Below are 13,646 nucleotides of genomic sequence, written 5' to 3' on the forward strand. Positions count from 1 at the left end.
CGTCTTGCGAAACCGCCATCTGGGCCTGGGGCCTCATTCGGTGATGAACCGGTCTCGATGGCACCTCGAGCCTCTACCAGCCGCCGCTTTTGTCCGCCGTGTGGATTTCATCTATCCTGCGGATGTTCTTCCGCCTGCCCGTCGTCCGGCGCGATCCGCCGTGCGGCCATGATGGAGGCGCACCGATGCCCCAGGACGACCTTCACGACCAACCGCTGGGCGCCGTGCCGAGCGCGACGACATCGGAAGCCTTGAACGTGCTAGGTTCGGACGGGCTTGCCCCGCCGCTCGGCGACATGAGCGCCGAGGAGTTCCGGCACTACGGCCGTTCCGTCGTCGACTATATCGCCAACTACTTCGAGCGCGTCGAACGGTTTTCCGTCCTCGCCAAGGTCGAGCCGGGCGCGCTCATTGCGAGACTCCCGACCGAACCGCCGGAAACCGGCGAGCCGATGGAGGCGATCATCGCCGATGTCGACCGCCTCATCGTGCCGGCGCTCACGCATTGGAGCCATCCGGGCTTCTTCGCCTACTTCGCCACCTCCACCTCGGCCCCCGGCATTTTCGGGGAGATGCTCTCGGCCGCGTTCGACGCGAAGGCGCTGCTCTGGCGCGCGGCTCCCGCCACGCAGGAACTCGAGGAGGTCACCCTCGCGTGGCTGCGCCAGATGATCGGCCTGCCCGAGGCCTTCTCGGGGATCATCTACGACACCGCCTCGGTGTCGATCCTTCACGCCATCGCCGCTGCACGCGAGGGCCTCAATCTGCGCGTGCGCGAGGATGGCATGAGCGGACGCCCGGACCTGCCGCTGCTGCGCGTCTACGCGTCCGAGCAAGCCCACTCGTCTGTCGAGAAAGGTGTCATCACGCTCGGCCTCGGCCAGCGGTCCTTGCGCAAAATCCCCACGGATGCCGAGTTCCGCATGGACCCGGCCGCGCTGGCCCGCGCCGTTGCGGAGGACAGGGCTGCCGGCCATCTCCCCTTCTGCGTCGTCGCCACCGTCGGGACGACCTCGACGGCGAGCATCGATCCTGTGCCGGCCATCGCCGACATTTGCGGGCGCGAGCGGCTCTGGCTGCACGTCGATGCCGCTTATGCAGGCTCGGCCGCGGTCGTTCCGGAACTGCGCCACATCCTCGACGGCAGCGAGCGGGCGGACTCGCTCGTGCTCAACCCGCACAAGTGGCTGATGACGCCCTTCGACCTGTCCGTGTTGTACACGCGGCGGATGGAGGTGCTGCACCGCGCCTTCTCGCTCGTGCCCGAGTACCTGCGCACGCTCGACCAGGAGCAGGAGGCCGTCCGCAACCACTCCGAATACGGCATCCAGCTCGGGCGCCGCTTCCGTGCCCTCAGATTCTGGATGGTCCTGCGCTACTTCGGTCGCGACGGTCTCGCTGCACGCATCCGCGAGCACTGCCGCCTCGCACGGCTGTTCGCCTCGTGGGTCGAATCCACGCCGGGTTGGGAACTGCTCGCACCAGTTCCCTTGAGCCTCGTCTGCTTCCGTGCCTGCCCGCCCCATGACGGTGAGGCTGCCGATGAGCGCGCTGCGCGCCTCGACCGCCTGAACGAGCAGATCATGCATGCCGTCAATGCGTCCGGCGAGGCGTTCCTCTCGCACACGAAGCTCCACGACCGCTTCACCCTGCGCCTCGCGGTCGGCAACATCCGCACCACCGAGGCACACGTCGCACGCGTGTGGCAGCTCCTGCGGGACGCATGCGACCGGCTCGCCCCCGCCGACGGGGCTTGAGGCAGTTTCACGTCAGTGGCCGTGACGGTGGGATGAGGAGGGCCTGATGCCCCGCTACTTTTTCCATCTCAGACTAGGCTTCCGAATTGTCGCCCGCGATGGTGTCGGCCATGACTGTCCCGATGATGCGGCTGCGCAGGAGTTCGCGCGGCTCGGCACCGGGCTCTTTGTCCTGGACCCGTTCCTGCCCAGTCTGTTCGAGCAATACTGTTTCGAGGTCGTCACCGACGATGGAGTGATCGTCTCACCATCCGGGGCAGAATGAGATGATGTCCCCGATCCGGATCCCAGTCGTCCGCCCGGTGGCCCCTTCGCCTACCGCTCAGCGACGCCGTTCTGCTCGGCCACCGTACAGGCGACTGCGTTGACCGGGATGGCGGCAAAGCGTCGTTGGGCGCGGATCGTGGCCACTAACGGCACCTGCTTACGAAGAGATGGTCGCCACAATTGTATGGCGGCTCCCCTTATTAATTCATTCAGTCGGCTCAGGCCGGACGCTCGGCCGCAACGGCAGTGCCCTCGCCGCCTCCAGCACGAGGCTGACTGCCGACGCCAGTTCGATCTCATCGAATTCGAAGCACCCGCAGCTGTCGATGGATTCGTGGCCTGCAACGGAGAAGACCTCCAGCCAGAATGGCGGTATGCCAGATGCGACGCTGTCCGGTGGAAGTTCGGTGAGCCGCACCTCAAGCGCTCCCAATCGCATTACCATGACGGCTCGAGAGCCGTCGGCATTGTCCGGCCGCAACATAAGCTGGATGTAGGCCCTGATGATCCGTTGCTCAATTTCGTCGGTATAGAGGTCCAACGAAAGAAAGCTCTCATCCCAGCATGCGGCGCGTTGCGCCGCTCCTTGCTTAGATGTCATATGCGTCTCCTAAAAATCGCCCTGCTTTAATGACCTATCTCCGGGTCATCCGTGTCAGTTGGCGCCTTCCTATGCGGCAAGGCTCTGCGGGTCAGCGCTAACGGGTTCGACCGGGGCTTGGGGGTGCGCCGACACGGTGATGTGGCGGGCAGCGTCCAGTACGGTCGCCGCTGTCGGTTCCTTCAAGACGATGTCTCCCTGCGCAGAGTACCCAACCTCGCGCGCACCGATGATCGTGGGCCGGTCGGGATGGTTATCGCGATGCTGGTCGGCCAGGATCCAGCCGTCGATCAGGCCTGGCAGGATGGCCCGGGTGTAGAGCCAATCGATCGGGCGCCGCCAGTCGCGAAGAAGGCGAAAGGCCTGTTCCCCTGTGGTGGCGGTCATCACGTCGAAACCAGCCTCGTGGAGCAATAGGGCCAGGCTGCTTTGAAAGTCGGCATCGGTCTCGACGATCAGGATGCGCTCGCCCAACGGGCCGCGTGCGGCTTCTCTCCTGACGTTGGAGTTGCCGATGCTAGGCTGGTACAGTTCGGCAGGTTCATCCTGCCCGTCAGCGAACTCATGATGGATTGCTGAACTGTTCATTCTAGGTTTCCCGTTGGTGCACTTGGCACCTCAAAAACGGCAGCGCACCAGCAGTTATTGTGGAAGTCCGAACCTTCAGGATGGAGGCTTGCGGCACCGCCTCAGGCGGACATCGCGGTCTTCTCGCCGGCACCCGCGACCATTAGGATTTCACCTGCCTCCATCATCTCGGCGGCCTTGGCGTACCCACCGCCCATTCCGTCGAGAAAATGCAAATGCGACTCCGGCCTGCCGGACGGCACAAGACAGGTCATGAGGGCGTGAGACTGGCGGTGCAGCCCGAAGTTGATCTCGCCACGAGCCTTCGCCGCAATGAGGATGGCCTCAGCCGCATCGATTTGTTCGCGTGTGCAGTCGAGCGTCAGACGCAACCCATCGTCGTATTTGCGATAGTCCGAGTTTGCGATGACGCTCGACCAATTCCCCGAACCTAGATTCATCTCCTTGCCCTTTTGGAACGCCATTTCCACCGGGACAGGGTGAGATTGGCGTGGAGCTGCGTCGAGGACCGCAAGCACCTGCCTGGCAAGCGCAGAGAAGACCTTTGGGTTGGTATGATCATGCGGCTCGACTAGGAGCGACAGGATCTCGCCGTGCTGGCTCCGGAGAGGCGTCCACTCGCAGGTCAGACCGGTTAGGTCCAGCTGCACCGTGTACCTTCTCGGCTTTACCAGATACCGCCCGTTCTTGATCTGCCGTTCCGCCCATCTCAATCCGCCCCCGGAGAACATCGCATAGGTCGCGTCGTCCGAGGCCGCGTATCGCGCTATTCTCACGTCGTGCCCGTGGGATCGGATCTCGCTCACGGACAGCAAACCGACGCGGAGGATCAGACCGAGACGGGTTGCCGCAAGACCCGCAACCTGCCGCATTACCGAGTTCGCGACCATGAAGCCCTGAGGCGGCAATGCAAACGCCGCTCCGTCGCCGCGGAACACAAACGGGAAGTCGAACGCACCCCAGGCATTGCCCAAGGCAGCAATGATAGAGGCTCCGGCGTAGTTGACGTCCTTGTAACGTCCCGCGCTGATTGCCAACGTCGAGTCGACAACGTCCGTTATGCCGATGATCCAGTCATCCGGCAGTGGCTCGTAGATGGATGGATCGAGCACGGTCGAGAACTCACGATACGCTGGGGGGCGGTGTGCGCGGCTATTAATCATCGAGCATTCTCCAGATCGGCTTGCACCAGCAAACGAGGTCCACGCCGTGCCGATGAGGCGCAGGTCTCCGCTGCGCCTCGTCCGAGGGGAACCGGGCCTGCCTGGGTGGCGGGCCCGGCCGATCCGGTTTAGAGCAGATTGGTCTCGACGTTGATGTTGCCGTGCGTCGCCTTGGAGTACGGGCAGATCTCGTGGGCCGCATCGATCAGCGTCTGCGCGACCTCGCGCTCGATCCCCGGTACGCTGACGTTGAGGCGGGCCTGCAGGAAGTAGGCGCTGCCGTCGCGGACCAAATCGATCTCGGCATCGACCGTCGGCAGGGTCGGGAAGGTGATCTTCCGTTGGGCGGCGGCCAGCTCGAGCGCGCCGATGTAGCAGGCCGACCAGGCGGCGCCGAACAGGTTCTCGGCGGCCGGGTGCGGCTGGGACAGCTTGAGGTCGAGGAACCCGTCACTGCTGCGCGTGCCGCCGTTGCGGCCGCCGGCGTTGTGGGTCTTTCCGGTGAAGAGGACGTTCGCCGCCATGATGAAACCCTTTCTGTGCCGTTTGCATCGTATCCGATTAATTCGGATGCGATGCAAATACGCTCCGAGCAAAGGCATGTCAAGCACTTTCGATTTAATCGGATACGATTTATATTCGGGCAACAGCGACACCCGCGGAGAGGCCCATGCCCCAGACCCCAAGACCGAAGACGCCCACCAGGCCCCGGCCTGAGGCCCCGCAGGCCAGCGGCGACGGTCCGAAGCTCTCGAATTTCCTGTGCTTCGCGATCTACTCGGCCAACCTCGCCTTCGGCCGCGCCTACAAGCCGCTCCTGGACAAGCTTGGCCTGACCTACACCCAGTACATCGCCCTGGTGGCGCTGTCCGAGGCGGACGACCAGACCGTCGGGGCCCTCGGCGAGAGGCTGTATTTGGAATCCAACACGCTGACGCCGATCCTCAAGAAGCTCGAGGCGACCGGCTATATCCGGCGGCACCGCGATCCCGCCGACGAGCGGCAGGTGCGGGTCAGCCTGACGCCGGCCGGCCGCCAACTGCTCGAGACGGATCCGGGCGCGGCGCTGGTCGACGCCATCGGGCTCGGAGCGGACTTTCCCGCCACGCAGAAGACCGTGGCAAGAATCCGTGACAATCTCCTGCGCGCCACACAGGCGGAACTAGGCGCAGGCAAATAAGCAATCAGCCGGCCTCGCTCTGCGCTGCTTCAGACGGACATCGCGGTCTTCATGCTGGAGCCGCGACCATGAAGGCGTTTAACGCTCCCGTGGCCGCCGCGCTCGCAGAGGGGGGCGGCGCGCACAAGATGCGCGCCAAGGCCTTCAGAGCGATTTGCGGAGTGGCCCGAGCCCCGTGCGGATCTCGGAGATCATGAACTCCGGCTGCTCCCAGGCGGCGAAGTGGCCGCCCTTTGGAAGCTTATTGAAGTGGATGAGATTGGGATACGCTTTCTCGGCCCAACTCCTCGGCGCTACATACATCTCGTCAGGGAACACACTGCAGGCGACGGGGAGCTTGACCCCTTTGGTCGCAAAGAAAGAATTACCGGCGACCGTTTGCTCCCAGTAAAGGCGGGCTGCCGAAATCGCGGTGCGCGTGAACCAGAAGAGCGAGACGTTATCGAGGACATCGTCGGGCGAGAGGCCTTCTTTGACCCCGGCAAACGACCTCGCGATCATGGCATGGCTCTTCCAATCGTGGTCGATCATGAAGGCCGCCAAACCGACGGGTGAATCCACCAGCCCGGTCAGCGTTTGCGGACGCGTGCCCATGACGATCGCGTAGCCAAACCTATTTTCACGAACTTGCTCGCAGGCCTTCCTCTCTTCGGCCGACAAATTATCGGGCAGAGGGGAGCCGGACCAGATAAGCGCATCGATGTCGGGCGGTATCACCTCAGGCATGTTGGTGTGGATGCCGAGCAGTCCTTCGGGTTCCTGAGTTCCCATGTAGTTGACGACGATCGAACCCCAGTCACCACCCTGCGCCGCATACCGTTCATAACCAAGGCGGGACATCAGCTCAGCATAGGCGCGCGCTATGCGCTGGGGATTCCAGCCGGTCGTGCTCGGCTTGCCCGAGAAGCCGTAGCCCGGCATCGATGGAATGACGACGTGGAACGCATCCGCTGCGCTTCCACTGTGCGCAGTCGGGTCAGTCAGGGGCTCGATCAGCTTCACCTGCTCGACGATCGAGCCTGGCCAGCCGTGCGCGATCAACAGCGGCATCGCATTTTCATGTTTGGAGCGGACGTGAATGAAGTGAAAATCCAAACCGTCGATCTCGGTGATGAAATTGGGATATGAGTTCAACCTGGATTCGATCTTGCGCCAGTCGTACTCGTCTGCCCAGTAACGCGCAAGTTCTTGAATGGTCTTCAGTCGTACACCTTGCGATTCATCCGCGACTGTTTCTTTCTCCGGCCATCTGGTTTCCTTGATCCGACGCTTCAGTTCGGCAACTTCACTTTCCGGAATGTCGACACGGAAGGGACGGATCGCATCCTGTTCGGCGGCTTGAGCCAAGCCTGCAGGAGGCACATTCAACGCGGCTGCGGCCGTTGAAGCTGCCACGGGGTTAGGCTGGTTCGGGAGTGATGTTTGTTGCGACATTGATATTCTCCATTCATTCGGATCGCCACAGGTGGCGATTACCGAGATTGATGAGCGGACGGGCGCACGACGCCTGGCCTTGTGTGCCAAGCCACGGCAGCGCAGTCGCCCCTAGATCTCTTTGCGGACTTCTATGGAGGCCTCAGTTTTGCGATCAGGTCCGCGCACTAATGGAAGCGGCGGCGCTTGCGGGCAGCTCCTCCTTCGGGTCTCATGCAACCACTCGGTTCAGGAGCGACGTCGGCAAAGCTGTCGATAAAAAGTGGCTCGTCGGGGGAGCCCAAGTCCAACGCAGGCACGTTGATTGAGTAAAAAGTATAGGCCTCGGTGGCTGGCCCAGCAAGCGGCGCCAGTCGGGACATATCCCCGTGATCGTCGATCGATTGCAGCATTCCATTCTCCATTAGCGCGAAAAACTCCAGCGGCGCACGCAACCTTGGCTTCTTGCTAGAGGAGCGAGGCTCCTGCCGCCTGCCAATCACGTCGTGCTGGAAGGGCGTGCTCATACCGGAGACGGTCCGCGCCGGTCTTGCTATCTTCCGCCAGAGGTTTGCCTGCCCCAGCCTCCGGCTTGGAATGCAGGTCTCCGTCGCAGCGAGGAGCGTGCCCGATGCGAAAGCTTTCCTCGACACCTCTCATGATGCACCCCACCTCAGTCGGCATTGTTGCCCGCCTGGCTCTTGCCAGAGCCACTGCGGCAGGCCTCGATGCCCGCCCGCTCCTGCGTAAGGTCGGTCTGACTGCGTCCCAGATCCAGGATCGGCAGGCCCGCGTGAACGCGGCGAGCGAGATCAGCTTCCTGAATCTGGTGGCCGACACCCTTCCCGATGAGTTGTTGGGATTCCATCTCGCCGCGGCATTCGAGCTGCGGGAGGGCGGCCTGCTCTATTTCGTGCTGGCCTCCTCGGCGACGCTCGGCGAGGCGTTGGCCCGCGTCGAGCGGTTCAGCGCCATCACCAATGAGGGCGTCCGGCTGCGATGCCAGGAGGGCAGCGACCTGAGCCTCCGCTACAGCTATGTCGGGGTGCCGCGACACACGGATCGGCACCAGGTCGAGTTCTGGTCGCGAACGCTCGTCCGGATCTGTCAAACCCTGACCGGCACCGAGGTCAGGCCCATCCGGGTCAGCTTCGCTCATCCGCGCTGCAGCGCATCAGGTCAGCTTGATGCATTTTTCGGGTGTGAGGTGGCCTTTGCGTCGGAGGCTGACGACATTACCTTCGCCCGCGGGGCGTCGCAGCTTCGGCTGGTCAACGCGGATCCTTTTCTGAACGAGCTCCTTGTCCGCTACAGCGAGGAGGCCCTGGCCCGGCGGGCCAATCCCGCCAGCCCAATCCGCGCGAGCGTGGAGAACGCCCTCGCTCCGCTCCTGCCCCATGGCAAGGGCCGTGCGGGCGAAGTGGCCCGGGCGCTGGGCATGAGTGAACGGACCCTGGCGCGCCGGCTGGCGGCGGAGAACCTGACCTTCCTCGGGATCCGCGAGGAGATGCGCAAGGATCTGGCCCTTTGCTATCTTAAGGATGCAAGCATTTCAATTTCGCGCATTGCCTGGATGCTCGGCTTTCAGGAGGTCAGCGCCTTCACCCATGCCTTCCGGCGCTGGACGGGGATGACACCGACGCAAATGCGGGCCAAAGAAGCCCGCTCGCGCTGAAATCCGCTTCCTTGGAAGAGGTTGGGGCGCTGCAAGTCGGTTCGAATGCCGGCACCGGGTCAATCCGGGAAATTTGCTGTCCGTCAGGGACGTCTGGTATTCCCTGCCAGAGCTGACATTCGGTTCACTTCCGAGAAGCGCCATGAGGCGACGATTGCACTGAAACATCGCTGAAATTCGCCGGTTATGAACGCAATCGGGGGTGATCGTCGACTTAACTGGCATGATCTCTCAATCGTTGCCTCCTTGGCCCTGATGCGCTTAACCAGAGTTCGGAAGGACCGGGACGCGCTGGCGGTTGCCCCCACCCGTCAGATCCAGCCTCTGCGACGGGCCAGGCCGACCGCGATGCCGATGAAAGCACCCAAGGCGCCGATGACAACCCAGAAGCCAAGGACGCCGGTTTGCGTGTAGGGCGTCTCGAAGTTCATGCCGAACACGCCCGCCACCGCCCCAACCACGCCCAGCATCACCGTGACGAACGTCAGCCGCCGGACAAGATCATTGGTCGCCTCCGCCGTGCGGGTCGTGAACAGCTCAAAGGAGCCGCTCACCAGCTCGCGCGCATGGTCAACTGCATCCACGGCCCGCTCGAACCGCCGTTCCAGCGACTGATAATGCGCAGCCGCGTCAGACTCGAAGATCTGAGCGAAGTCCGGACGCGAGAGCGCGTAGAAGACGGGGCGTTGCTGGTTCAGGAAGTGGCGCAGTTCGGACACTTTGCGCCGCATCCCGACCACGCCTGCGAGCAGGCTGCGGCGTGCCGAATGCGCCAGCATCGCCTCGTCGAGCCGGTCCAGAAACTCCTCGAGTTCGCTGACGGCCTCGAAATATGCGCTCAGGTGCCAGTCCAGCAGCGAAGCCGCGAGCGCCGGCAGGCTCAAGGCTCCGATGACGGTCTCACCCTTGTCCTGGTCGCGGAATGCCTGGAGGAAAGGCAGCTCGCCGTCATGAACGGTGATGATCCACCCCGGGCCGACGAGAAAGTCCAGATGGACGGGGAGCCACCTGGTCAAGGCTCGATCCCCGTTGTCATTCTCTCCACGTGAGAGGCCGATGACGTCGAACTGAAAGTACTCGCCGTAATTGTCGAGATAGGGTGCCTCTTGCGGATTGAGGAGCTCCCGGCCCGAACCGCGGTCCAGACCGAAGAGACGCACCAGATGCCCCATCTCATCCCGGTTGCGGCCGCTGACGTCCACCCACAGGAGCGTTCGCTCGTCGAGGCCGACAAGGCATTGCTGATCGAGCTCGACCTCTTGGTCATGTCCATCGGCGTTGTAGAGAAAGGCTTGGAGCACGGAGCGGCCAAGGAAGGGAGAGCCGCAGCAGCAGAACGCGCGATCAAGCTTGGCGGTTCCAGCGCCCGATCGTCTTCTGGTCACGAGACAAGGCGGCCGTCGAGGAAAGGTTGGACCGGGCGGACATTTCCTGGCCGAACCTGGATCCGGACTGGTTTGAGGCCCGGGCCTGGATCTGGCTTCATTACGGAGCGGCCAGAGCCTTGAGCGGAGAACTCTTTGAGGCCATCAGCATGCTCGCCTTCTTCCGTGATCAGGTTCTGGGACCTATGCTCCATCGCCGTGCGGGGCGCCCGCAGCGTGGTGTGAGACGAGTTGAGACGTAACGCTTGATGAAACGGGAGAACTGGCCGCTACGGTCGCCCGCCATGATTTCGCATCAGTAAAGGCAAGTCTCGTTGCTGCCATCGAACTTTATCTCAAGCTCCGTACAGACAAGCCACCGCGCTTCGAGGTGAAAGGCATGCCCCACGTCCTTTTCGACTTCTTGGGACATAAGGCTGAAAATGCAGCACGGTTGTAATTTGGGGGCAGCGCATGAACTGATGGGACTCCCCACCTTTTAACAAGCCGGTTCTGAGAGACTGTGTCGATCTGGAATTATGCGGTGGAAGGAAGCTTTCGGGCGGCCTCCGGGTTAAAGAGCGTCCTCGCCTTCTGCCGGCCCATGGCCCGATGCGGCCATTCGCGGCATCATGGTCGACGAACATGGGGCACACTCCAGGCGCCACTTGCGGGCCAAGTTACCGAGGTATAGCCTACTAACTTAATCAATGTCCCTGCGTTGGACTTGGGCTCCCCGACGAGCCGCTTTTGACCGGCAGCTTTGCCGACGTCGCTCGTGAACAGAGTGGTTATGTAACTCGCGGGAGGAGGACCTGATCGCAAGGGCAGCAGCCTCCATCGACATTTAGGAGAGGTCTAGGAAAGGCCGCACTGCAGCGGTTTGTGCACACAACGCCAGCAGTCTTGCGGTTGTCCATTCGCCAATCTCGCCGCGCTGACTATAGCGACGCGAACGAATGGAGAAGATCAATGTCGGAGCTGTCATCACTCCCGAACCGGCGCGAGGTCCCGGCTGCCTCGGCTGCCGCAGGTGCGTTGCATATGCTTCCCGCCGGCGCAGCTAGTCGCTCGTTGGGTATTGCGGCACCGGCTATGACTGGCGGAAGGCGGAAGCGAAGCTGAACGCCTTAGCGGACGCTCCAAGCGCTGCGCCCATCGGGGCTGGGGCCGGCCTGAGCCCGCAGTATCAAGACGCCCAAACCGTAGGAGCGAAACATGAGCGATACTCAGGCCCTCAGAGAAACCACAACCCAGACCCCAGGAGCGCGAACAGTCGACCTGAAGCTTGAGGTCGTCGTCATCCCGGTTGCGGACGTCGATCACGCCAAAAGCTTTTACAGCAACCTCGGTTGGAGGCTCGACGCTGACTTCGCCGCCGGTGATGACTGGCGCGTGATTCAGTTCACGCCACCGGGCTCCGGGTGCTCGGTCATCTTCGGCAAGAACGTGACCGCGGCGGCCCCTGGCTCCGCCCAGGGACTGTACCTCATCGTCTCCGACATTCAGGCCGCGCGCGATGAACTGCTCCGACGTGGCGTCGAGGTCGGCGAGGTGTTCCACGCCGGCGACGAGCATTCTGGTACGGACGAGCCGTACCTGTTCGGGCGGGTCCGTGTGAGCGGCCGGGACCCCGAAAACCGCACCTACCGCACGTATACCTCGTTCAGCGACCCGGACGGCAACGGCTGGCTGTTACAGGAGGTTATCGAGCGCCTGCCCGGACGCGTGGACACGGACGGCGCGACCTTTACCTCGTCGGCAGACCTCGCGACGGCGCTCCGGCGTGCAGCGGCCGCGCACGGTGAGCACGAGAAGCGGATTGGCCACCATGATGAGGGCTGGCCGGACTGGTACGCCGAGTACATGGTCGCGCGGCAGACCGGCCAGCCGCTGCCGACGTGAGCAGCGGTCCCGGCGGTCTAAGATTTCGTTTTGGAAAGAGGCCAGCCGGGGAACACCGCAGTGATCCTCGGCCAGTGCCCATCGTGGAGCCCGTACCATGACCCAAGTCTTCGACGCCATCGTCATCGGGGCCGGACAGGCAGGCCCATCCCTGGCCGGGCGCCTGACCGCTGCAGGAATGCGGGTCGCGCTCATCGAACGCAAGCTCTTCGGCGGCACCTGCGTCAACACCGGCTGCATGCCGACCAAGACGCTGGTTGCCAGCGCCTACGCGGCCCATCTTGCCCGCCGAAGCGCCGAGTACGGGATCGCAAGCGAGGGTCCGGTCAGCATCGACATGAAACGGGTAAAGGCCCGGGCCGATACCGTCTCAACGAATGCTCGCCGGAACATCGAGGCGTGGCTGCGCGGTATGGACGGCCTGACAGTCATCGAAGGGCACGCCCGGTTTGAAGGCCCGGATGTCGTCCAGGTGGGCGAGAGCCTGCTGAAGGCTCCTCGCATTTTCATCAATGTCGGCGGCCGCGCAAGCGTGCCCGACATGCCGGGCGTCAGCACAGTCGACTATCTCACCAACACCTCGATCCTCAAGCTCGATACCATTCCACGGCACCTAGTCGTCGTCGGCGGAAGTTATATCGGGCTTGAATTTGCCCAGATGTATCGGCGTTTCGGCGCCGAGGTCACGGTGGTCGAGATGATGCCGCGACTGATTGCCCGCGAGGACGAGGACGTGTCCGAAGCGGTCCGCGAGATCCTGACCGAGGAGGGAATCACGGTGCGCACCAGCGTCACCTGCATCGGGTTCGAGCCTCACGCGGACGGTGTAGCGACCAGCGTCGACTGCACATCCGGGGCACCCGTCGTGGTCGGTTCGCATGTGCTGCTGGCGGTGGGGCGCCGGTCCAACACGGACGATCTCGGTCTCGACAATGCTGGAGTCGCGGTCGATGCCCGGGGCTACATTGAGGTGGATGACAGCCTCGCCACCACTGTCCCCGGCATCTGGGCCCTGGGCGATTGCAACGGGCGTGGGGCCTTCACCCACACCGCCTACAACGATTACGAGATCGTCGCCGCCAATCTTCTTGACGGTGCCAGCCGCCGGGTCAGCGAGCGTGTGCCCGGTTATGCGCTCTACATTGATCCACCGCTGGGGCGAGTCGGCATGACCGAGACCGAAGCGCTCAGGTCAGGCCGGAAGGTGCTGATGTCCAAGCGCCCGATGACGCGGGTCGGGCGCGCCATCGAGAGAGGCGAGACCAAGGGCTTCATCAAGATCGTCGCCGATGCGGACACGAAGCAGATCCTCGGCACTGCCGTTCTCGGCGTGACCGGCGATGAGGTCGTCCACAGCGTCCTCAATATGATGAATGCCGGAGCAGCCTATCCGACACTGCAATGGGCGGTGCCGGTCCACCCCACCGTCTCCGAGCTGATACCGACCGTGCTCGGCGATCTCAAGCCTCTGAATTGAGGCTGCCGCTCCCGAGGACGAGGGTATTGTGCATGACCGGCTCGTTCGCAAGCTGATGCCCTAAAAGCCGTTCCGTGCGTACCGTCGAAGTTCCAAGGCATGACAAGTGCTCCCGGGGGTCGCTCGGCAGATCAGGGCCGAAAAACAAAGCGGACTAACCCACGAGTGGCCCGCTCAGGGTAGCCTCAGATTTTGAGGGGTCTCTTGGCTTGGTCGAGAAGTCTCTCCGACTCGGGGTGATTATCCGCCTCGTGCA

At 63.1% G+C, this 13,646-nt stretch carries 13 protein-coding genes; 6 read left to right on the top strand and 7 right to left on the bottom strand.

Going from position 1 to position 13,646, the window contains the following annotated elements:
• Positions 1-185: 185 nt before the first annotated feature.
• Positions 186-1,757 carry a pyridoxal-dependent decarboxylase gene (locus tag JO965_RS36755; RefSeq protein ID WP_203445761.1) on the top strand — a complete coding sequence of 524 codons (1,572 nt, stop codon included), beginning with the start codon at positions 186-188 and terminating at the stop codon, positions 1,755-1,757.
• A 46-nt stretch (positions 1,758-1,803) separates the two neighbouring features.
• On the top strand, positions 1,804-2,022 hold the full coding sequence (locus JO965_RS36760) for a hypothetical protein (protein WP_203445762.1): 219 nt from the start codon (positions 1,804-1,806) through the stop codon (positions 2,020-2,022).
• A gap of 207 nt (positions 2,023-2,229) precedes the next feature.
• Here the strand turns inward: JO965_RS36760 and JO965_RS36765 are convergent, their stop codons facing one another.
• From JO965_RS36765 to JO965_RS36780, 4 genes are all read right to left on the bottom strand, one after another.
• Complete coding sequence (locus JO965_RS36765) at positions 2,230-2,625, bottom strand: hypothetical protein (protein ID WP_203445763.1); 396 nt, start codon at positions 2,623-2,625, stop codon at positions 2,230-2,232.
• Positions 2,626-2,694: 69 nt separating this feature from the next.
• The gene (locus tag JO965_RS36770) at positions 2,695-3,213 is read right to left on the bottom strand and encodes a hypothetical protein (protein WP_203445764.1); all 519 of its coding nucleotides are present in this window, start codon (positions 3,211-3,213) and stop codon (positions 2,695-2,697) included.
• A 101-nt stretch (positions 3,214-3,314) separates the two neighbouring features.
• Positions 3,315-4,376 carry a DUF3095 family protein gene (locus JO965_RS36775; RefSeq protein ID WP_203445765.1) on the bottom strand — a complete coding sequence of 354 codons (1,062 nt, stop codon included), beginning with the start codon at positions 4,374-4,376 and terminating at the stop codon, positions 3,315-3,317.
• Between the two features lie 128 nt (positions 4,377-4,504).
• Entirely contained in the window at positions 4,505-4,900 is a 396-nt protein-coding gene (locus JO965_RS36780; protein ID WP_203445766.1) for an Ohr family peroxiredoxin, read from the bottom strand.
• Positions 4,901-5,046: 146 nt separating this feature from the next.
• Here JO965_RS36780 and JO965_RS36785 point away from each other — a divergent pair, with 146 nt between their 5' ends.
• Positions 5,047-5,556 carry a MarR family winged helix-turn-helix transcriptional regulator gene (locus JO965_RS36785; protein WP_203445767.1) on the top strand — a complete coding sequence of 170 codons (510 nt, stop codon included), beginning with the start codon at positions 5,047-5,049 and terminating at the stop codon, positions 5,554-5,556.
• 144 nt (positions 5,557-5,700) lie between these two features.
• Here the strand turns inward: JO965_RS36785 and JO965_RS36790 are convergent, their stop codons facing one another.
• On the bottom strand, positions 5,701-6,990 hold the full coding sequence (locus tag JO965_RS36790; RefSeq protein WP_203445768.1) for an epoxide hydrolase family protein: 1,290 nt from the start codon (positions 6,988-6,990) through the stop codon (positions 5,701-5,703).
• Positions 6,991-7,157: 167 nt separating this feature from the next.
• Positions 7,158-7,382, bottom strand: coding sequence for a hypothetical protein (locus tag JO965_RS36795; protein ID WP_203445769.1), 225 nt, complete (start codon positions 7,380-7,382; stop codon positions 7,158-7,160).
• A 218-nt stretch (positions 7,383-7,600) separates the two neighbouring features.
• Between JO965_RS36795 and JO965_RS36800 the strand changes: the two genes are divergently transcribed.
• Entirely contained in the window at positions 7,601-8,644 is a 1,044-nt protein-coding gene (locus tag JO965_RS36800; RefSeq protein WP_246777112.1) for an AraC family transcriptional regulator, read from the top strand.
• Positions 8,645-8,955: 311 nt separating this feature from the next.
• Here JO965_RS36800 and JO965_RS36805 read toward each other — a convergent pair whose 3' ends face one another.
• Complete coding sequence (locus JO965_RS36805) at positions 8,956-10,029, bottom strand: magnesium transporter CorA family protein (RefSeq protein ID WP_203445770.1); 1,074 nt, start codon at positions 10,027-10,029, stop codon at positions 8,956-8,958.
• Between the two features lie 1,197 nt (positions 10,030-11,226).
• Here JO965_RS36805 and JO965_RS36810 point away from each other — a divergent pair.
• A complete protein-coding gene (locus tag JO965_RS36810; protein WP_203445771.1) occupies positions 11,227-11,913 on the top strand; it encodes a VOC family protein in 687 nt (228 codons plus the stop codon).
• Positions 11,914-12,010: 97 nt separating this feature from the next.
• Positions 12,011-13,390 (top strand): FAD-containing oxidoreductase, encoded by a 1,380-nt coding sequence (locus JO965_RS36815; RefSeq protein ID WP_203445772.1) that lies wholly within the window; start codon positions 12,011-12,013, stop codon positions 13,388-13,390.
• The last annotated feature ends 256 nt before the right edge of the window (positions 13,391-13,646 follow it).

It is taken from the genome of Microvirga sp. VF16 (genome assembly GCF_016864375.1).
In the GTDB taxonomy this organism is placed as follows: domain Bacteria; phylum Pseudomonadota; class Alphaproteobacteria; order Rhizobiales; family Beijerinckiaceae; genus Microvirga.

What these genes read in the sequence shown, in the direction of transcription:
- JO965_RS36755 (WP_203445761.1), top strand. Translation starts at nt 186, where the DNA reads ATGCCCCAGGACGACCTTCACGACCAACCGCTGGGCGCCGTGCCGAGC.
- JO965_RS36760 (WP_203445762.1), top strand. Translation starts at nt 1,804, where the DNA reads ATGCCCCGCTACTTTTTCCATCTCAGACTAGGCTTCCGAATTGTCGCC.
- JO965_RS36765 (WP_203445763.1), bottom strand. Translation starts at nt 2,625, where the DNA reads ATGACATCTAAGCAAGGAGCGGCGCAACGCGCCGCATGCTGGGATGAG.
- JO965_RS36770 (WP_203445764.1), bottom strand. Translation starts at nt 3,213, where the DNA reads ATGAACAGTTCAGCAATCCATCATGAGTTCGCTGACGGGCAGGATGAA.
- JO965_RS36775 (WP_203445765.1), bottom strand. Translation starts at nt 4,376, where the DNA reads ATGATTAATAGCCGCGCACACCGCCCCCCAGCGTATCGTGAGTTCTCG.
- JO965_RS36780 (WP_203445766.1), bottom strand. Translation starts at nt 4,900, where the DNA reads ATGGCGGCGAACGTCCTCTTCACCGGAAAGACCCACAACGCCGGCGGC.
- JO965_RS36785 (WP_203445767.1), top strand. Translation starts at nt 5,047, where the DNA reads ATGCCCCAGACCCCAAGACCGAAGACGCCCACCAGGCCCCGGCCTGAG.
- JO965_RS36790 (WP_203445768.1), bottom strand. Translation starts at nt 6,990, where the DNA reads ATGTCGCAACAAACATCACTCCCGAACCAGCCTAACCCCGTGGCAGCT.
- JO965_RS36795 (WP_203445769.1), bottom strand. Translation starts at nt 7,382, where the DNA reads ATGCTGCAATCGATCGACGATCACGGGGATATGTCCCGACTGGCGCCG.
- JO965_RS36800 (WP_246777112.1), top strand. Translation starts at nt 7,601, where the DNA reads ATGCGAAAGCTTTCCTCGACACCTCTCATGATGCACCCCACCTCAGTC.
- JO965_RS36810 (WP_203445771.1), top strand. Translation starts at nt 11,227, where the DNA reads ATGAGCGATACTCAGGCCCTCAGAGAAACCACAACCCAGACCCCAGGA.
- JO965_RS36815 (WP_203445772.1), top strand. Translation starts at nt 12,011, where the DNA reads ATGACCCAAGTCTTCGACGCCATCGTCATCGGGGCCGGACAGGCAGGC.